Below are 19,514 nucleotides of genomic sequence, written 5' to 3'. Positions count from 1 at the left end.
TGATTACAGCTTAGAACCCTGTATCATTTCTTTTTTTCTTTTTTGATACCTTATGTTTTCACCGTACAGTTGAAGTACAGTGTAACGTTCAATGATGCGGGACATGATACGTTCGGAATACCGCTCCTGTAATTCCTTCATGGAAAGATTGGTCGAGATGACCGTCGATTTTCCGGTAAGTCCCCTCTGGTTGATAACTTCAAAAAGCTTGGAGCAGACAAAGGCATTGGTTGTCTCTGTGCCCAGATCATCGATTACCAACAATTCGCTATTATAAATATATTTGTATAATTCTTCAAGTTCTAATTTTTTATTCATCAGATATTGTCCGAAAACCTGTTCAAACAGATCGTTTGCGGACAGATAGAGAACGGTGTGCCCTTCGTCCAGTAACGCTTTCGCGATACAGTTCGTGAGAAAAGTCTTTCCGAGACCGGTTTCTCCATATAATAACAGGTTTCCGCGTTCGGTATCCTGTGTCGCAAATGTATTCACGAAACGGTGGACAAGATGCAGCACATTTTTGGCATTGTCATATGGACTGACAGACCAGTTCCGGTTCTCCGGAATCGTGTGACTGTAATAATCCAGATCAAATGTATCGAAGTTCTCGGAATCCAGAACCTGTGTCATGTTGGACTGGCGATATAAGGCATCCACAATCCGGCGTTCAAAGCATGCGCAGACCTTGCCGTCCACATAGGCGAGATCCTTGCAGACCGGACAATCATAGATTGGTTCCAGATATGTAGCAGGGTAGCCGTGTGTCAGGAGCAGTTCCTGTATCCGCGCAGAATTGCTGCGGTTCTGATTGGAGATCTCCTGTGTGTCAGCTGCCTGTCCGAGTGCTTTTTTCTTCGCGAGCGCGATATAGGAAAGCTTGTTTTCGGATTGCAACTGTTTGATCTCTGGAATCTTCGCATAGATTTCTTCCTGCCGTTCCTGCAGGCGCCGTTTGTTGCGCAGGCGAACCTGTTCGTAATCATGCAGGATATTTTCTTTTTTCAGCAACTCAAAATTCATTGACCGTTTACCTCTTTGTGGAACAGCTGCTCCATCTCATCAAGCTCGGAGCTCATGCTGCTCTGTGTAAAGTTTGTAAATGCATTTCCGCTTTTCTTCGTGGTAGCAGAGGCTTTCTGGTTCCTGGCTGTCTCGGCGTGGGCGAGATCTTCCTGCTTGATGCCGGAAAAATCTGTCACCCCTGCGTTATGCCATGCGGTCAGAATCCCATTTACATATTTGATCGTAGGATTCTGTGTATGTAAAACTGCACGCTTGCAGGCTTCCTCTACGATATCCTCACCGAAGCCGTAGTCCTTTGTCCATGTCTTAAAGAATTCCTGCTCGATCGTTGTCGGTGCCCCGCGCTTAATGCCAAGCGTCTTGTAGAAGACACGGCAGACACCGCTCATAAGAGCGTATTGTTCCTTGGCCTGTGCCTTTGTCTGAATACCGTCCTGATACCAGCCGATGGCAGTAGCCTCTAAGTAACGGCAGTTTTTCTTCTTCATTGTGGTACAGTATTCAATCAGATATTCGAATAAATCAACACTGAATCCAAGTGTATCATATATGTACATCAATGACTGCGTATCCGACTGTGAGATCGGCTTCTCAAATAAAGTCTCTACTTGATATAATATATCTTCCCAGTCCTGATCGCGCAAGAGTTTATCGATATCTTTCTGCGTAAATTTCGGCTTTTGTGGTGCGGAAAGTTCCATCGCAGGTGTTGTAATCGGTACAATCTTGTTGGAAGGCTTCTCTGAGCGCTCCGCTGTGTCTGCTTTTTCCACATGTGCAGATGTATCATCGGAACGAAGCAGGGAAAATGCATCCGATTCTGTGGATAACTCCATTTCCGGTGCCTTCAGTGGCAGAACCACAATCCCGGTTGGCTGTCCCTTTCCGTCAAAGGTCAGACGCAGTGCATCCTTGGTCACCCAATACTTGATAGCACGGCAGATATCTTTTTCTGTGAGATTAAAATGATCCGCAATCTCGGCAACCGAGATCTGCTGTTTGCTGTTCAGCAGCCGGATCAGATACAGATACACCTTTACAAATTCCCCGTTTGCATCTGTCATATAATAGTCGATAAAAAAGTTCGAGATGGAAGAATAAGTCTCGCTATTTTCAGTTGAAATCGTAATTGTCTTCATAGTTTTTTGAACCTTCCCTTCATCGCTTCGCTTAGAAGCATTTCAAATTATAGCATGAAGAAAATTAAATTCAAGCGAACATCTTTTCGGTCGGAGCGTTTACGAAAATTGTGGAAAATGTGGATAATGTGGACAATCAGTTACCATAAAAAATAAGGGTGTGGAATCAAGCCGTTTGCAGACGATTTATGTTACAATTATGTTAACTAAAAATGAAAAGACCTGTTTGGTAATTTTCCCCAAACAGGTCTGTGGATAATGTGGATAACTATTTTTTTAACAGTGTATTTCCGATAGAATCAACATTTCCGGCGCCCATAGTTATCAACAGGTCATTTTTTTTGCAATTTTTTTTCACATACTCGGTGATGCTGTCGAAGTCGCCAAGGTAGATGGCATGACCACCGTTGGCGTTGATCTTGTCACAGACATCCTTCGAGGAAACAAGTCCGGTATCCTGCTCTCTTGCGGCGTAAATATCTGCCAGAAGCACGTGATCGCAGGTTGCAAGTGCCTGTCCAAATTCGTCCAGAAGCGCCTTGGTACGGGAGTATGTATGAGGCTGGAAGATGCACCACAGTTCGTTGTGTGGTGTGTTCTTGGCAGCCGCCAAGGTTGCAGCAATCTCGGTTGGGTGATGTGCATAATCGTCGACAATTTTGACACCATTTTCCGTGATTCCCTTGTGCTCGAACCGGCGGTGTGCACTGGAACAGCGTGCCAGACCGGCAATCGTGTATTTGCGGTCGATGCCGAGGAAATCTGCGACTGCGATAACCGACAGGGAATTCATGACATTGTGGATACCCGTTGCATGCAGCTTGATCTGATCCTGCTTCTCGCCTTTGACAACGAGTGTGTAAGTTGGGTGACCTTCTTCGTCGAAGGTAATATCAGTTGCACTGTAATCATTTCCTGCATTCATACCGAAGGTAATGATGTTGCAGTGCAGATCTTTTGTCACATGTTCGTAATATTTCATATCGCCATTGACGACGAGCAGTCCGTCGTCAGGAAGAATTTCTGCGAATGTCTTGAAGGAATCTGCGATCTCCTCGATGCCGCTGAAGAAATCGAGATGATCCGCGTCCACATTCAGGATGATACTGATATATGGATGGAATGCGTGATAGCTGTTTGTGTATTCACAGGCCTCTGTAACGAAATAATCGGAGTGTCCCACGCGGATATTGCCGCCGATCGCATCCAACATACCACCGATGGAGATGGTTGGATCGGTCTGCGCCTCCAGCAATACATAGGAGAGCATGGAGGTTGTTGTTGTCTTGCCGTGCGTTCCGCTGACTGCGACGCCGTATTTGTAGTTCAGCATGATCTGACCGAGGAGCTGTGCCCGTGTCAGCATCGGAATATTTCTGCGTTTCACTTCTACAAATTCCGGATTGTCCGCATGAATGGCTGCGGTATATACGACGAGATCAATATCATCGGAGATATTTTCTGCTTTCTGTCCGATGAAAATGCGGGCGCCCAGATTCTTCAGAATCTCTGTGATCTCGGATTCCTTCATATCGGAACCGGATACGGTAAAGCCCTCCTGCAATAAAATCTCGGCAAGTCCGCTCATGCTGATACCGCCGATACCCATGAAATACACATGGATCGGTTTTTCAAAATCTACTTTATACATGGTAATAATCTGCCTTCCTTAATCTCTGTTTGTGATGTATTTGGATCGCATGCGGGGCATGCGAAGCCATATTTATTCCATATTATAGCACGATTGATTGACATTACAACAAATTTACGAAATTTATATGCAATGCCAATTGACTTCATGCGGCATTTATGACATTATATATTTTAGTAGTTTTTTATTAAAATTACGACCTATAAGAGAGGATTTATATTAGGAGGAACAGCATGAAAGTATGTGAAATGTGTGGAGCACAGAATGATGATGTCTTCACAAAATGCTCAGTTTGTGGCGCAGATCTGCCATCTATGAACAGCCAGGATGGCGATGATGAGAAGACCGTTCTGATCGATCCGGATCAGGCACCAGCACAGCCGTCAGGTCTGTCATTAAAGACAGATACAAGTACGTATGGACAGGCAGATGCAGGACAGACAAACCCACAGCCAGCAGCACCACAGTTTGGCGGCATGGGACAGCCACAGATGAATGGTATGGGACAGCCACAGATGAATGGTATGGGACAGCCACAGATGAACGGCATGGGACAGCCACAGATGAATGGAATGCCACAGCAGGGTATGCCGGGACAGGCACCATATGGACAGCCAGGATTTGGTGGTCCGACACCAGCGCAGCCGGCAAAGCCAAAGAAAGGTCTGATCATTGGTATTATTGCAGCAGCCGTTGTTGTATTGGCAGTTGCATTTGTTCTGATCTTCAAGGGCGGATTCGGAGCAAAGGGAGGAGCATCTTCCCCAGAAGCAGTTGCACAGCAGTTTATCGAGGCGATGAATGATCAGGATGTAGATAAGATGGCAGCACTTTGTCCACCATTCCTTGATCCAGGACAGGAAGATATTGAGGATATGCTTGATTCTTATTCTGGATATGATGTAACTTTCAAGTATGAGGGCGTTGAGAGCAAAGAGATGTATGACAGCGATGATCTGGATGATCTTGAAGAGGATATCAGTGATTATGCAGACAAAACGATCAAGCTGCAGGACGCTTGTGATCTGGAGTTCTCTTTCAACGTAGCAGTGACAATGAGTGGCGAGACTTACGATCAGTCAAGCACATATCCAATCACATGTATCAAGTACAAGGGAAACTGGTATCTCTATGAGTAAGAAGACACAGACGATTCTGACAATCTGTGTAGATATAAGTATGCTGGCAGTCATTGTGACTGCCAGCTATTTGTTACTCACGGGGAAATTGCAGGGGAACTGGATTCATGTAGCGCAGATCGCAATTATCGCTGCGATTCCGACGCTCTTCTTTGTAAGCTTCTTGAATTTCGGTATGCAGAAATACGAGAAGATGCGCCCGGAGGATGCGTGGGAAGATGAGCAAGATGAAACAGAAGAACAGGATGAAAATAAAAATGCACCGCAATCATAATAACTGCGGTGCATTTTTTATTGCTGATCGAATGTAATGCTGTCTGCCCATTGCAACATGGACTTTTCTAAAGAGTCGTACGAACGGTGCTTGCACACGAATTCACAGATCCAGTAATTGTTCCCTTCCTTCAGCATGCAGTGCAGATAGGTGTATTTGGCACCGGATACGGTCTGCGTGTTGCTGAAATAATAGTAGTTGTTCCGCTGTACCAGCTTATCAGTGGAAATGCCGTTCAGGCTGCAGATTTCCTTTGCGTAATCCTTCAGTCCTGCAATTTCGTAGCCCTGATATTCAAGGTCGGACGCATTTTCGGTTTTTACGGAAAATGATACATCGTCGCTGACGAAGTAGGCGTCAAAACCGGACATCTTACTTTCTTTGAAAGTATCGGTCAGGGTAATGGTCATCGTGCCAACGGTGAAGTTTTTGGGATTGCCGCTGCATCCACATAGGAGACAAGCGGTAAGCACGATCAGGCACAACCCTAAAGTTATTTTTTTTGATTTCGAACGCATAGTTAAACTCCTTTCCTAGTTGCCGTCGTCTTGCTGATGCTGTTTGGAGAGTCCTTCCTGTATAAATGCATCGATGTTACGTTCGGTTGATTTTAAAATGGCTGCCAGCCGTTCCTGTTCGGCGGCTTTTTCTTTTGCAGCTTCGATTTCGCGTTGCTTTTTTTCTTCATCCTCCGCAGCTTCCCGGTTGAGCCGGGCCATGATCTCGTTGGCACGGGCTAACACATCGTCGTCGACACCTGCCGGAATCTCTTCCGGATCTAATGCAGAATTGGTGCTGCTTATGTCTGGTTCTGCATTGACAGCCGGTGCGGATGCCGTTGGTTCGGCAGACATATGTGCTGCCTCCGAAACCAGATCGTCGATATTATGCTGACTCTGACGGTTCGTGTCAAGCACGGCATCTGCAAGCGCCTGAGCATCGAGCGTTTCTGACTGCGATGGTTTCGTTGGTGCCGCATATTTGACGTCCGGCTCTTTTTCTTCTGGCCACTCGCCGCTATGGATGAGTTTATAGACCGGCTTATATACGATACACCACCATTTGTAGACGGTTCGTTTTGCCCGGAATAGAAAGTTATCGTACATGTAAGCCTCCTATATATTTTGTGTATAAATGTATAATGCTATCACTATAATAGCATGATTTTATCTGGAATAAAAGTTAAAAATTTGTTAGTTTTTTATGATAAAAATACTTTTGAAATATGGTTGTAAATCTTGACATAAGCGATTATACTAGGGGTGTATGTCAAAATGGGAGAAGATTTGGCAAATAAATATAAAATGAGGTAATAAGTGATGAGAAAGACAAAGATTGTTTGTACGCTGGGACCTGCAACGGATAACGAGGATGTACTGCGGAAGCTTATGCTTGCCGGAATGAATGTGGCAAGACTGAATTTTTCGCACGGTACACACGAAGAACAGAAGAAACGTATGGACATGGTCAAGAAGCTGCGTGCGGAGCTTGGACTTCCAATCGCAATTTTGCTCGACACAAAAGGACCTGAGATTCGTACCCGCGATTTTGAGGGTGGAAAGGCAGAGCTTAAGGCGGGTGATTTCTTCACACTGACAACGAGAGATCTTGTTGGTGACAGCACCATTACCTCTATCACATATAAGGATTTGTATAAGGATGTACAGATTGGTACTCATATTCTGATCGACGATGGTCTGATTGAGCTTCAGGTAACATCGATCAGTGGAGAGGATATCTTATGTACCGTTATTACCGGAGGCCCGGTTTCTAACCACAAGGGCATCAATGTGCCGGATGTGCATCTGAATATGCCGTACTTAAGCGAAGTAGATCAGAGCGATATCCTGTTTGGTATTGAGCAGGACGTAGATTTTATAGCGGCTTCTTTCGTTCGTTCAGCTAAGGACGTATTGGAAATCCGTGAGCTGTTAAATGCGAACGGTGGAAATAACATCAATATCATTTCCAAGATCGAGAATTCTGAAGGCGTTAACCACATCGACGATATCATTTATGTGTCCGATGGTATTATGGTAGCCCGTGGAGATATGGGTGTGGAGATTCCTTGCGAGGAAGTCCCAGTTATCCAGAAGATGATTATCAATAAGGTATATATGGCTGGTAAGCAGGTTATCACAGCGACACAGATGCTGGATTCCATGATCAAGAATCCGCGTCCGACACGTGCGGAGACAACGGATGTAGCCAATGCAATCTATGATGGTACAAGTGCGGTTATGCTGTCTGGCGAGAGTGCTGCCGGTAAATATCCGGTAGAGGCAGTTGAGATGATGGCAAAGATTGCAGAGCGTGCAGAGGCAGCCATTGATTATAAGAAGAATTTCTTCCACTATGAGCGTGCAGCAAACCAGAACGTGACAGATGCGGTCTGCCATGCAGCTTGTACAACAGCCATTGACTTAAATGCGGCAGCGGTTATCATCGTGACAAAGTCTGGTGTATCTGCAAGAAATATTTCGAAGTACAGACCAAGCTGCAACATCATTGCCGGTACGACAAGTGACAAGGCATATCGTCAGCTCAATATGTCATGGGGCGTAACTCCGGTACATCTCGAAGAGCAGAATGAGGTATTCACACTGTTTGATCATGCAGTGGCAGCAGGTAAGAAGCAGGGCTTGTTACAGCCGGGCGATAAGGTTGTTATCGGCGCAGGTGTACCACTTGGTATTTCCGGAAATACAAATATGTTGAAGGTTCAGGTCGTAGAGTAAGAGAGGGTTTATGAAAACACTGGTGATAATTCCAGCCTACAATGAGGCACCGAATATTGTGCATACGGTAGAAAGCTTAAAAGCAGCATGCCCGGACGTGGATTACGTAGTTGTAAATGATTGTTCTGGCGATGATACAGCAAAAATCTGTGAGGAGCATGGATATACATATCTGAATCTTCCGATCAATCTGGGGATTGGCGGAGGTATGCAGACTGGATATCGGTATGCAGCAGAAAATGGATATGATATTGCAATTCAGATGGATGGAGATGGACAGCACAATGCGGAATATATTCCTGATTTGATTGCCCTGATTGAAAAAGGAGAGGCGGATCTGGTTATTGGATCACGTTTTATCAATAAAGAAGGATTTCAGACATCGGGTATGCGCCGCGCAGGTATCAATATTCTGAATACAGTTCTCCGGTTGTGCGGACATGTCCGGGTAACAGATGCGACAAGTGGATTTCGCGCAGCGTCCAGGGGAGTCATTACGTTTTTTGCTCATAATTATGCACAGGATTATCCGGAACCGGAGTCAATCATTGCAGTGAATGCAAGTGGATTTAAGGTAAAGGAGGTTCCCGTAATCATGAATGAACGAACCGCAGGTGTGTCTTCGATTAGCCCGTGGAAGTCAGTATATTATATGATAAAGGTAACTCTGGCAATTGTGATTTACCGGATTGCAGGAAAAAAATGGAGGTAAACAGATAATGACAACTATATTTCGTATAATTTTGTTGATCGGCGTGCTGTTATACCTCGCGATTATACTGGTATTAATGCGGAAGGGACGGATGAGTTTAAAATATTCATTGATCTGGTTCCTGTCCGGTGTGATTTTGCTGATTTGCGCGATATTTCCACAGGTCATTCGGTTCTTTACACAGTTGATGGGTGTGTATTCTGAAGCAAATGCAGTATTCTTTATTGGGGTTTGCTTCCTGATTCTGATTGGGCTGTCATTGACGTCGATTGCGTCCGGACAATCAGAGCGAATCCGGACATTAGTGCAGACACAGGCAATTCTGGAAAAACGCGTGCGCGAATTGGAAAAGAAGATGGAGCAGATGGAGCATGAAACAGAAAAATAATTTTACGGCAAGGGATCATACATTTGTGATCTGTGCATACAAAGAAAGTAAATATCTGAAAAACTGTATCCGGTCCTTGGAGAACCAGACAGTGAAAAGCCACATTCTGATTGCAACATCAACAGGAAATGCGTATATTCGTGGTTTGGCAGAACAATATCATATTTCTTTATATGAAAATGATGCCCCATCCGGGATTGCAACGGATTGGAATTTTGCGTATCGGCAGGCACATACAAAATTAGTAACGATTGCACATCAGGATGATATTTATAATCCAAATTATCTGGAAGAGATGTTAGACGCATTGAATCGTGCAAACGATCCGATTCTTGCACATTCGGCATATTATGAGATCCGGGATGGAAAACCGGTGTATAAGAACCGGTTGTTGACGATTAAGAAGCTGTTGTTGCTTCCATTTACAACAAGGAAAACGTGGAATAGTATATTCCTGCGTCGACGATCTCTGTCGTTTGGATGTGGAATATGTTGTCCGTCCGTTACGTATGTGAAGGCAAGGTTGCCAGAAGAACCATTTACAGTTGGCTGTAAGGCAGATTTGGATTGGGAAGCGTGGGAAAGATATTCTAAGCTGCCAGGAGCTTTCTGCTATGTGAAGAAGCCGATTATGGGGCATCGTGTACATGAGGAATCAGAGACCTCGCATGTGATTGGAGAAAACAATGGACGAAGTCCAGAAGATTATGCTATGTATCGGAAATTCTGGCCGGAATGGATGGCGAAATTGCTGATGCATTTCTATCAAAAGGGACAGGATAGTAACCAGTTATAGGAAATTGTAAAAATTACTTGCTATCTGGGACAAAAAGGGGTACAATGTCAACAGTGATAATAATTATCAATAAAGAATGATATTATCAATACTGAATGAAGAGTAAGGAGGATATTACCATGGCATTTCAGATCAACGATGGATGCGTTATGTGTGGAGCATGTGCAGGCGCTTGTCCTGTAGGCGCAATCTCAGAAGGCGATGGCAAGTACGAAATCGACGCTTCTGCATGTATCTCATGTGGAGCATGTGCAGGAACTTGCCCAACGGGTGTTATCTCTGAGGAGTAATCGGTCAAATGATTACATATAGAAAAAGAGTCTTGATTGTCAATCAAGGCTCTTTTTCTTATGTCTTGATATCACAATATGGAAATTATTTTATGTGACCGATATCACCTTCCTTCGCTGCGCGCATATCATATCCGTATAGATATAAGAAGCTTCTGTGATAGTTTTATATTCCTTCGTATGATATGACACATCTGTAAATATAATTGGAATAAAGCTACAGGAAATACCTGTAAAGAAATAAGAATTGTAAATAACTATGCAAGATTTACCATACTATATTATTGGGAAAAAAGCAAGTCTCTGGAATCGAATTTCCAGTAATATTTTGTGAAAATATTGAGAAATCGCTTTACATGTGGGAGTTTTGTGATAAACTAAGTAATACAAAAAATAATGTTTTTGTAAACACTTGCGAAGGAGTTGACGAGTATGAAGCTAGAACGATTAAGCGAGAATCAGATACGTTGCACACTTTATAAGTCAGACTTGGCAGATAAGGAACTTCATTTAACGGAATTAGCATATGGAACAGACAAAGCCAAAGAACTGTTCCGGGAACTGATGCAACAGGCATCCAGTGAATTAGGATTTGAAGTGGATAATGTTCCGCTTATGATAGAAGCAATACCTGTATCGCCAGAGTGTTTGATTCTGGTTATTACAAAAGTAGATGATCCGGAGGAACTGGATACAAGATTCTCCAGATTTACACGTCCATCGGATGTGGATGATTCCTATGAGGACGATGAGGAGGATGAAGATTCGGATGGTGGTCTTGGATTGGCAGATGAAGCCGATGGCGAATCCATTGTCGAGGACAATCCGGTGAATGGACTGCTGAAGGCAATCGGCGGATTGGCGGAAGACTTAAGTGGTCTGATGAGTGGTAAGGGCGTAAAGCCGGCACAGACGAATCCATCTGCATCGGATCGCAGAACAGAGATTCCGCAGGCGGTGGAACAGCCGGAAATCTTCCGTATCTATGCATTTAAGAATCTGGATCAGGTTATCTTGTCTGCAAAACTTGTAAAGGGTATCTATGACAGCGAGAATTCTTTGTATAAGAATCCGCGAGACAGTCGTTTTTATCTGTATATGACGAAGGATAAAAACACAGACAATGAGTTTGTGAAGACCTGTAACCTGTTGGGTGAATATAGTAACCGGGTACGTGCAACGTATGCTACACCAAGTCACATGCGTGAGCATTATAAACTGATTATTGATGCGAATGCATTGCAGACACTTGCGAAGCTGTAAAGAACAGTGAAATAAAAAAGATCATCGACGTTATTGTTGACGTCGATGATCTTTTTTGTGTATTATGCAGATATTTCTATCTGCATGATGTATGGAATTTATAATAGGTTAGTTCAAAGTTTTCTTCACAGCTGCAACAACTGCATCCTTTGTGATGCCGAAGTGCTCAAAGAGCTGATTGCCTGGCGCAGAAGCACCGAAGGACTTCATTCCGACGAACTCGCCGTTGATACCGATGTATTTGCCCCATCCAAACTCGGAGAGTGCTTCGACACCAACTCTGGCTGTGACGTTCTTTGGAAGTATTGCATCCTTGTACTCATCTGGCTGATCCTCAAACAGATCCATACATGGCATGCTGACAACGCGGACATCAATATTCTCGGCTGCAAGCTCTTTCTTTGCCTCGACAGCAAGGGAAACTTCCGAACCGGTTGCGATGATGATGGCATCTGGTGTATCCTTCGTAGAATCCTCTAAGATGTAACCGCCCTTTAATGCTTCCTGGCTGCTGCCATCTAACTGTGGCAGATTCTGTCTGGAGAGAACCAGCGCAGTAGGCGCATCCTTCTTATTTGTTGCGAAGTACCATGCGGCTGCACATTCCGTTGCATCTGCTGGACGGTATACATAGAAGTTCGGCATAGCGCGGAGCATAGCGAGCTGCTCAATTGGCTCGTGAGTTGGACCATCTTCACCGACGCCGATACTGTCGTGTGTCAGTACATAAGTAAGAGGAACACCCATCAGAGCGGAAAGTCTTGCCATTGGCTTTACATAATCGCTGAATACGAAGAATGTAGAGACGAATGGACGTAAACCTCCGTGCAGGGCAATACCATTTCCGATGGCTGCCATTGCGATTTCACGGATACCAAAGTGAATGTTCTTGCCAAGCGGATTCTCCTTGGAGAAGTCCCCGGCATCCTTCATGTTTGTCTTGGTTGATGGAGCAAGGTCTGCTGCACCACCAAACATATTAGGAACAACATTGTTGATAATATTCAAAAGCTTTCCGGATACATTTCTGGTTGCTTCCGGCTTGTCGAAAGAATTCCAGAACTCGTCCAAGTCATAGAGACATTTTGCGTTGTCGGTGTTGTGGTAGTTGTCCCACAGCTCTTTCATCTCCGGATATGTCTTGCAGTAGTCTGCGAATAATGCATTCCATGCATCCTCGACCGTTGCCTTCTCCTCAGCAAGCTTGGCGAAATGATCGTAGACATCCTGATCTAATACGAAAGGTCCGTTGTCTGCGATACCAAGGTTTGCACGAAGGGCTGCAACGTTTTCAACACCGAGTGGCTCGCCGTGTGCACTTGCCTTGCCTTCCTTGGCAGGACAGCCTGCACCGATCTTCGTCTTGATCTCAATCATGGAAGGTCTGCCTTTTTCTGCCTTGGCTGCTTCAATTGCCTTGCCGATGGCATCTAAGTCATTTCCGTCCTCAACAAGCTGTGTGTGGAAACCGAAGGACTCGAAACGCTGTCTTACATTCTCGCGGAATGCGATGTTCGTGTCACCTTCGATTGAAATATTGTTGGAATCATATAATACGATCAGCTTCTCCAGACCAAGTGTGCCTGCGAGTGAGAATGCTTCGTAGCTGATACCTTCCATCATACAGCCATCGCCACCAAGTACATAAGTATAGTGGTCAACAACTGGGAAGTTTTCTTTGTTGAAAGTTGCGGCAAGATGCTTTTCTGCCATTGCCATACCAACTGCCATTGCCATACCGGCGCCAAGTGGACCAGTGGTGGCTTCTACGCCAACCGTGTGACCATATTCCGGATGTCCCGGTGTCTTGGAACCAAGCTGACGGAAGTTTTTCATATCATCAATTGTGATACCGTAACCGAAGAAGTGAAGCAGGGAATATAACAGGGCGGAGCCATGTCCACCGGACAGAATGAAACGGTCGCGGTTTTCCCATTTTGGATCTTTCGGATTGTGGTTCATGTGGTTTGCCCACAGCTCATATGCCATAGGAGCAGAACCAAGTGGAAGTCCCGGATGACCGGAGTTTGCCTTCTGGATGGCGTCTGCGGCAAGCACACGAATGGAATTTACGGATTTTGTGTCAATTGCACTACTCATGTTCAATGCTCTCCTCTAAATAAGTTTCTTGTATGATTAATTTCTGTTCGCACGTGCTAAGATCTTCATGATACGCAGGAACAGGTTTACAATATCCAAATACAACTCAGAAGCGGAATCAATCGCGTTATCTACGGTCTTTTCAATTGCGTTCGCCTTTGCCCAGTCGTAGCCGACATACAGGCAGAAGATTGCGACAACGACATAGTCGATGATACCAAGGCTTGCACCTGCGATCAGCATGATTGCTTCAACCACAACGGTGATAAGCAACGTGATACCAAGTGTTCTTCCCATGCTTAAAAAGAAATTCGGGTAGATGGAAGAAATAATCATCATCACAAGTGTTACGGCAGCTGTAATACCGAATGCGGTTGCGACTATCATGTTGTATCCGATCGCACTATACAAGGTTACGGATACGGCAATAACCATACCGATTGGAACAACCATCAGATTGTATCCGATGAAGCTGACAACCGGATTGTCGGATTTACGAACCATAAATGTACCAGCGATGGCGAGAATGAAGTAACCGATATAAAAAGCAATCGGATTCGTTAATACAAAGCTGACGATGGAATCGCCGAAGACGGCAGTCATGATCGCATTGATAATGAAGCCGTACAGCAGTACACCGCCGATGATCAGATTGTACATCTCGCTGGAAATGATCTTTGCGGATGAGCCATAGCCGGCATTGTAGCCATTGTTGTAATCATATCCTGCATTGTTGTACTGATACTGGTTATTGTATTGATAGTTATACTGGTTGTTGTCCTGATAATTGTACCGGTTATTGTAATTATTATAACCGTTGTTGGAGCCATTATTATAACCATTGTTATAGCCGTTGTTATAATCATTGTTGTAGGACATAAGATTACCTCCTTTAAAATATGCTGCGGCAGGCGGTTTCCCACTTGCCGCGCATGTTATTTATGCATTTGCCTCTTTCTTAGCAAGGTATGCGTTGATGTCAGCGATGACTTCATCACAATTCATGCCATGAACCATGCATGCTTCTTCAAGGCTTTCCATAGCTGCGGAAGGACATCCGACACAGTGCATGCCGGCTGCCATAAGGATAGCGGCATTGCCTGGATCAACCTCGATAATCTCGTGAATTAACATAGATTTATCAATCTGTTTTGCCATAATATAAGACCTCCTTATTCTTCTGTTTCGCTCTTTTCGCAAAACACAACTAAGTATAACATATAATAAAGAAAAAATCTATGGTAAAATCCTTCTAATAATGGTATAGTATAAATAGCTATGCGAAGGAAAAGGTAGGACAAATGAAGGGAATTTTTCTGACGATGGAGGGACCGGATGGTTCCGGCAAGACAACGCAGATTTTGAAATTGAAAGAGCATTTGATGCAGCACGGCTATGACGAAGTTGTTGTGACGAGAGAGCCGGGTGGAACGGTGATCAGTGAAGCAGTTCGCGGGATTCTTCTGAACCGGGAATATGCGGAGATGGATGACCATACGGAGGCATTGCTTTATGCAGCGGCACGTGCACAGCTTGTGGCGCAGGTGATCAAACCGGCGCTGGACGCAGGAAAAGCGGTGATTAGTGACCGTTTTGTGGATTCCTCTGCCGTCTATCAGGGGATGGCACGCGGACTTGGCGTCGAGAAGATTTATGAGCTAAATGGATTCGCAATGCAGGGAATCTGGCCGGATCTGACGATTCATCTGGATCTACCGGCGGAAGTTGGACTTGCCCGTGCAAAATCCCGCGCAGAGTTAGACCGGATGGAGGCACAATCCACCGCTTTTCATGAGAAGGTGGCGCAGGGCTACCGTGATCTGGCGGCACTTGCCCCGGAGCGAATCGTGACGATTGACGCGACACAGGACATCGACACGATACATGCGGCAATCGTGGACAAAGTTGAAAAACTGCTTGCCGCGAGGTAAGCTGCAACAAAGATACCGAAAGGAGGAGAGTACGTGGACAACAATGTGAAGATCAGTCAATTACAGCAATTGACGCAGATGGAAGCCCCCAAGAGCCAGAAGGCGACGGACGAAGAGTTCAAGTTTACTCTCATCCGCAACATAGATAAAGCCGATCTGAAGGAAAAACTGACCGGACTGATGAAGGATATCGAGGAGCAGGGCGAGAAGATTGCCAAGCACATGGATATCAAGGATATGAAGAAATACCGCACCTCTATCAAAGAATTTATGAATGAGGTTGCGGCAAATGCACATGAATTTTCAAGAGAAAATTTCTTAGATCGCCGCGGCAGACACCGGGTGTACGGTATCATCCGGCAGGTGGATAAAAACCTTGACGATCTGGCACAGGAACTGATGAAGGAAGAGAAAGATCATCTCGCGATCCTCGGCAAGATCGATGATATCCGCGGATTGCTGATCGATATATCAACATAAACGAATAAAAAGAAAGTGAGGGAACGCTATGGGATTTAAAGGAATAGTGGGCCACGAGGATATAATTGCACATTTTAAGAGCAGCATTGAAACGGGAAATGTTGCGCATGCGTATATTATAAGCGGAGATGCCGGCAGCGGAAAAAAAGCGCTTGCCTATGCATTTGCGGAGACACTGGAGTGTGAGGCAGGCGGTACAGAAGCCTGTGGAACCTGTCAGTCCTGCTTACAGGTTTCAACCGGAAACTATCCGGATATCATCACGGTAACGCATGAGAAGCCGAATCTGATTTCAGTGGATGAGGTTCGTGACCAGCTCATAAATACAATTGACATCAAACCGTATAAAGGAAAGTATAAGATTTACATTATCCCGGATGCGGAGCTTTTGAATGTACAGGCACAAAATGCCATGTTGAAGACGATTGAGGAGCCACCGGCGTATGCGGTGATCCTGTTGCTTACGACAAATCTTGATAAGCTGTTGGAAACAGTGAAATCCCGTTGCCTGAAGCTGCAGACGAAGCCAATCCGTGAGCGCGATGTGCTGGCATATCTGACGAATGTAATGGGACTGACAAAGGAAAAGGCATATTTCTGTCTCGATTTTGCACAGGGTAATCTTGGAAAGGCAATCAAGCTCGCAGGCAATGACGAGTATGCGGCGATCGTGGATTCGGTTGTTGGCGTGCTGGCGCATATCGACGAGATGGATGTGGAGACGCTTGGAAAAGCGGTCAAGGATATCGAGCAGTTTAAGATGTCTATGAATGATTACATGGATTTGATGATGATGTGGTACCGGGATGCCATGATGCTGAAGGTAACCGGAAATGTCGATAAAATCCTGTTTAAAAACGAGTTTTCTACCTTGAAGAAACAGGCTGGAAAGCTAACATTTAAGAGCATCGAGGACAAGATTGATGCGATCGCAAAGGCAGAGCAGCGACTGCTTGCCAATGCGAATTTTGAAGTGACAATCGAACTGTTGCTTCTGACTTTAAAAGAGGAGGCATCGGCTGAAGAATGAAAGAAGTAATCGGAGTTCGTTTCCGTGAGAATGGAAAGATATATTTTTTCAATCCGCTCAATTATAAGATTGATCCGGGCAGATATGTCATTGTGGAGACACAGCATGGCGTAGAGTTTGGAAAGGTTGTGCTCGGACGCAGGGAAGTGGATGAGACGAAGCTGCAGGGCGAGTTAAAGCCGATCATCCGGATCGCAACCGAGGCGGATGAGAAGAAGCATGCGGAGAATTTAGAGAAAAATAAAAAAGCAATGGTCATCTGCAAGGAGAAGATCGAAAAGCGCGGTCTGGAAATGAAGCTGATCGGAGCGGAGTATTCATTTGATAACAGCAAGGTATTGTTTTATTTCACGGCGGATGGCAGAGTGGATTTTCGTGAGCTGGTCAAAGATCTGGCAGCGGTATTCAAGACACGTATTGAGCTGCGTCAGGTAGGTGTGCGGGATGAGACAAAGATTCTCGGCGGCATTGGCATCTGTGGCAGACGGCTTTGCTGTAATGCACATCTGTCGGAGTTTGGACCAGTTTCCATCAAGATGGCAAAAGAGCAGAATCTGTCGTTGAATCCGGGGAAGATTTCCGGTGTGTGTGGCAGACTGATGTGTTGTCTGGCTCATGAGCAGGAGACTTATGAATATTTGAATAAAAAACTTCCAAATGTTGGAGATGTCGTGAAGACATTTGATGGCAAAACCGGCGAGGTAACGGCAGTTAGTGTCCTGCGCCAGAAGGTAAAACTGAAGGTGGCACAGGAAGATGATACATTTGAAATAGAAGAGTACAAGGTCGATGAGCTTCGTTTCAGACCGAAGAAAAAAGGCGGTCAAAAAGGTGGCGGCCATGGTAAGAAGGGCGGCAATGATGGCTCGTCCGACAAAGAGTTGAAGGAACTGGAGAATCTGGAGCGCAAGGAAGGAAAGTCAAAGCTCGATGAGGACTAAGGATGAGAAAGAGAAGTGGCTGAAACCGGGTGAGCGGATCGATGATCTGCAATGCCGTGGCTACGATATCATTCAGAACAAGGACGTATTCTGCTTTGGCATGGATGCAGTGCTGCTTGCAGATTTTGCGACAGGTGCGCCGAATGGTTCCGTGATCGATCTTGGGACCGGGACAGGCGTGATCCCGATGCTGATGCAGGCGCGCGGCAAGGGCAGACATTTTACCGGACTTGAGGTGCAGGCGTACAGCGCGGATATGGCGAGGCGTAGTGTGCAGATGAATGGATTGGAGACAGAGATCTCTGTTGTGGAAGGCGATATGCGGCAGGTGCGGGAGCTTTTCAAACCGGGAAGTTTTTCTGCGGTTACAAGTAATCCGCCCTATATCAAGGGGAATCATGGGCTGGAAAATGAGAATTCCCCAAAGAACATTGCGCGGCATGAGATATTGATGGAGCTTTTGGACGTGATAAAGGCAGCGGCGTATCTGCTTTGTGAGGGCGGTACATTTGCGATGGTACATAAACCATTCCGACTGGCAGAGATCATACGTCTGATGTCAGAGTACCGGATCGAACCGAAGCGTATGTGTATGGTGCAGCCGTATGCAGACAAGGAACCGAATATGGTTTTGATTGAAGGAAATAAAGGCGGTCGGACGATGCTCAAGGTAGAGCCGGCACTTGTTGTATATAACAGGGACGGTTCGTACACCGAGGATCTGCTGACACGATATGGAGACAGATAAATGGCGGGAACATTGTATTTGATTGCAACGCCAATCGGCAATCTGGAGGATATGACCTACCGGGCGGTGCGGCTGCTTGGAGAGGTAGATCTGATCGCGGCGGAGGACACGAGAAACAGTATCAAGCTGCTCAATCATTTCGACATCAAGACACCGATGACTAGCTATCATGAACATAATAAATATGAAAAAGCACAGGTGCTTGTAGGCAAGCTTCTGGAAGGCATGAATATTGCAGTGATTACGGATGCCGGAACGCCGGGAATTTCCGATCCGGGAGAGGAAATCACGAAGCAGTGCTATGAGGCAGGAATCAAAGTGGTTCCGGTGCCGGGGGCGTGTGCGGCGGTCAATGCACTGATCGCGTCCGGGCAGGCAACCAGACGATTTGCATTTGAAGCGTTTTTGCCGATGGATAAAAAAGAACGGCAGGCGGTACTTGCGGAGCTGGCGCGGGAGACGCGTACGATGGTGGTCTATGAAGCACCACATCGTTTGAAGAAGACATTGCAGGAGCTGCTTGGCGTGCTTGGAAACCGTTCGGTTACGGTCTGCCGGGAAATCACGAAGAAGCATGAGACATTCTGGAAAACGACGTTGCAGGAAGCGAGCGATTTCTACGCGCAGGAAGAGCCGAAGGGCGAATGCATTTTGGTGATCGAAGGCTTGTCGCGGGAAGCAATCGAGAAGGAAGCACAGCAAAAATGGGAAGCGATGAGCATTGAGGAACATCTGCAGATGTATCTCGATCAGGGAATCGACAAAAAAGAAGCGATGAAGCTGGTCGCGAAAGATCGTGGCATTTCCAAGCGGGATGTGTATGCGGCAAGTATATAATCCGGACGACGGATGAAGATAAATGAGGGTT

22 protein-coding genes are annotated in these 19,514 nt (G+C 45.5%); 14 read left to right on the top strand and 8 right to left on the bottom strand.

Features of this window, described 5'->3' with window-relative positions:
* Window positions 1-3 precede the first annotated feature (3 nt).
* From AAAT93_RS13465 to murC, 3 genes are all read right to left on the bottom strand, one after another.
* The gene (locus AAAT93_RS13465; protein WP_021984790.1) at window positions 4-1,023 is read right to left on the bottom strand and encodes an ATP-binding protein; all 1,020 of its coding nucleotides are present in this window, start codon (window positions 1,021-1,023) and stop codon (window positions 4-6) included.
* Window positions 1,020-2,165: a DnaD domain protein gene (locus AAAT93_RS13460; RefSeq protein WP_227573207.1), complete on the bottom strand. Its 1,146-nt coding sequence runs from the start codon at window positions 2,163-2,165 to the stop codon at window positions 1,020-1,022. The genes AAAT93_RS13465 and AAAT93_RS13460 overlap by 4 nt, the downstream gene beginning before the upstream one ends.
* Window positions 2,166-2,433: 268 nt before the next feature.
* Window positions 2,434-3,816 (bottom strand): UDP-N-acetylmuramate--L-alanine ligase, encoded by a 1,383-nt coding sequence (murC, locus tag AAAT93_RS13455; protein WP_227573206.1) that lies wholly within the window; start codon window positions 3,814-3,816, stop codon window positions 2,434-2,436.
* Window positions 3,817-4,049: 233 nt separating this feature from the next.
* Here murC and AAAT93_RS13450 point away from each other — a divergent pair, with 233 nt between their 5' ends.
* The gene (locus tag AAAT93_RS13450; protein WP_227573205.1) at window positions 4,050-4,955 is read left to right on the top strand and encodes a hypothetical protein; all 906 of its coding nucleotides are present in this window, start codon (window positions 4,050-4,052) and stop codon (window positions 4,953-4,955) included.
* Complete coding sequence (locus tag AAAT93_RS13445; RefSeq protein ID WP_021984786.1) at window positions 4,948-5,229, top strand: hypothetical protein; 282 nt, start codon at window positions 4,948-4,950, stop codon at window positions 5,227-5,229. The genes AAAT93_RS13450 and AAAT93_RS13445 overlap by 8 nt, the downstream gene beginning before the upstream one ends.
* Window positions 5,230-5,246: 17 nt before the next feature.
* On the opposite strand, the gene AAAT93_RS13440 is transcribed toward AAAT93_RS13445, so the two are convergent.
* On the bottom strand, window positions 5,247-5,747 hold the full coding sequence (locus tag AAAT93_RS13440) for a hypothetical protein (RefSeq protein WP_147352562.1): 501 nt from the start codon (window positions 5,745-5,747) through the stop codon (window positions 5,247-5,249).
* A gap of 15 nt (window positions 5,748-5,762) precedes the next feature.
* On the bottom strand, window positions 5,763-6,335 hold the full coding sequence (locus tag AAAT93_RS13435; protein WP_021984784.1) for a hypothetical protein: 573 nt from the start codon (window positions 6,333-6,335) through the stop codon (window positions 5,763-5,765).
* A gap of 213 nt (window positions 6,336-6,548) precedes the next feature.
* Here AAAT93_RS13435 and pyk point away from each other — a divergent pair, with 213 nt between their 5' ends.
* The 6 genes from pyk (at window position 6,549) to AAAT93_RS13405 (ending at window position 11,416) form a co-directional block, all read left to right on the top strand.
* On the top strand, window positions 6,549-7,967 hold the full coding sequence (gene pyk, locus AAAT93_RS13430) for a pyruvate kinase (protein WP_021984783.1): 1,419 nt from the start codon (window positions 6,549-6,551) through the stop codon (window positions 7,965-7,967).
* Window positions 7,968-7,977: 10 nt separating this feature from the next.
* Window positions 7,978-8,679, top strand: a complete 702-nt coding sequence (locus AAAT93_RS13425) for a glycosyltransferase family 2 protein (protein ID WP_117780447.1) — start codon at window positions 7,978-7,980, stop codon at window positions 8,677-8,679.
* Window positions 8,680-8,686: 7 nt separating this feature from the next.
* The gene (locus tag AAAT93_RS13420) at window positions 8,687-9,067 is read left to right on the top strand and encodes a DUF2304 domain-containing protein (protein WP_118374466.1); all 381 of its coding nucleotides are present in this window, start codon (window positions 8,687-8,689) and stop codon (window positions 9,065-9,067) included.
* A complete protein-coding gene (locus tag AAAT93_RS13415) occupies window positions 9,051-9,863 on the top strand; it encodes a glycosyltransferase family 2 protein (RefSeq protein ID WP_118374467.1) in 813 nt (270 codons plus the stop codon). The genes AAAT93_RS13420 and AAAT93_RS13415 overlap by 17 nt, the downstream gene beginning before the upstream one ends.
* A 119-nt stretch (window positions 9,864-9,982) precedes the next feature.
* Entirely contained in the window at window positions 9,983-10,153 is a 171-nt protein-coding gene (locus AAAT93_RS13410; protein WP_021984779.1) for a DUF362 domain-containing protein, read from the top strand.
* 432 nt (window positions 10,154-10,585) lie between these two features.
* Window positions 10,586-11,416, top strand: coding sequence for an adaptor protein MecA (locus AAAT93_RS13405; protein ID WP_118374468.1), 831 nt, complete (start codon window positions 10,586-10,588; stop codon window positions 11,414-11,416).
* Between the two features lie 108 nt (window positions 11,417-11,524).
* Here the strand turns inward: AAAT93_RS13405 and tkt are convergent, their stop codons facing one another.
* Genes tkt through AAAT93_RS13390 form a run of 3 tightly spaced genes read right to left on the bottom strand, consistent with a single transcriptional unit; the run spans window position 11,525 to window position 14,674 of the window.
* Complete coding sequence (gene tkt, locus AAAT93_RS13400) at window positions 11,525-13,516, bottom strand: transketolase (RefSeq protein ID WP_227573204.1); 1,992 nt, start codon at window positions 13,514-13,516, stop codon at window positions 11,525-11,527.
* A 36-nt stretch (window positions 13,517-13,552) separates the two neighbouring features.
* Window positions 13,553-14,395 carry a Bax inhibitor-1 family protein gene (locus AAAT93_RS13395; RefSeq protein ID WP_227573203.1) on the bottom strand — a complete coding sequence of 281 codons (843 nt, stop codon included), beginning with the start codon at window positions 14,393-14,395 and terminating at the stop codon, window positions 13,553-13,555.
* Window positions 14,396-14,455: 60 nt separating this feature from the next.
* Window positions 14,456-14,674, bottom strand: a complete 219-nt coding sequence (locus tag AAAT93_RS13390; RefSeq protein ID WP_021984775.1) for a DUF1858 domain-containing protein — start codon at window positions 14,672-14,674, stop codon at window positions 14,456-14,458.
* A gap of 143 nt (window positions 14,675-14,817) precedes the next feature.
* Here AAAT93_RS13390 and tmk point away from each other — a divergent pair, with 143 nt between their 5' ends.
* The 6 genes from tmk to rsmI are packed head-to-tail and all read left to right on the top strand — an operon-like array spanning window position 14,818 to window position 19,483.
* Window positions 14,818-15,447: a dTMP kinase gene (gene tmk / locus AAAT93_RS13385; RefSeq protein WP_021984774.1), complete on the top strand. Its 630-nt coding sequence runs from the start codon at window positions 14,818-14,820 to the stop codon at window positions 15,445-15,447.
* A 33-nt stretch (window positions 15,448-15,480) separates the two neighbouring features.
* Window positions 15,481-15,927 carry a YaaR family protein gene (locus AAAT93_RS13380; RefSeq protein WP_021984773.1) on the top strand — a complete coding sequence of 149 codons (447 nt, stop codon included), beginning with the start codon at window positions 15,481-15,483 and terminating at the stop codon, window positions 15,925-15,927.
* 28 nt (window positions 15,928-15,955) lie between these two features.
* Window positions 15,956-16,957 (top strand): DNA polymerase III subunit delta', encoded by a 1,002-nt coding sequence (holB, locus tag AAAT93_RS13375; protein WP_118374472.1) that lies wholly within the window; start codon window positions 15,956-15,958, stop codon window positions 16,955-16,957.
* Entirely contained in the window at window positions 16,954-17,898 is a 945-nt protein-coding gene (locus tag AAAT93_RS13370) for a PSP1 domain-containing protein (RefSeq protein ID WP_021984771.1), read from the top strand. Before holB ends, AAAT93_RS13370 begins: the two co-directional genes overlap by 4 nt.
* Window positions 17,888-18,646 carry a tRNA1(Val) (adenine(37)-N6)-methyltransferase gene (locus tag AAAT93_RS13365; protein ID WP_118374473.1) on the top strand — a complete coding sequence of 253 codons (759 nt, stop codon included), beginning with the start codon at window positions 17,888-17,890 and terminating at the stop codon, window positions 18,644-18,646. Before AAAT93_RS13370 ends, AAAT93_RS13365 begins: the two co-directional genes overlap by 11 nt.
* Window positions 18,647-19,483 (top strand): 16S rRNA (cytidine(1402)-2'-O)-methyltransferase, encoded by an 837-nt coding sequence (gene rsmI, locus AAAT93_RS13360; protein WP_227573202.1) that lies wholly within the window; start codon window positions 18,647-18,649, stop codon window positions 19,481-19,483.
* Window positions 19,484-19,514 lie beyond the last annotated feature (31 nt).

The organism is Coprococcus hominis (ex Arizal et al. 2022) (assembly GCF_040094675.1).
Lineage (GTDB): Bacteria > Bacillota > Clostridia > Lachnospirales > Lachnospiraceae > Coprococcus_C > Coprococcus_C hominis.
The sequence above is the reverse complement of the archived record's forward strand: the minus strand, read 5'-3'. Positions and strand labels throughout refer to the sequence as shown.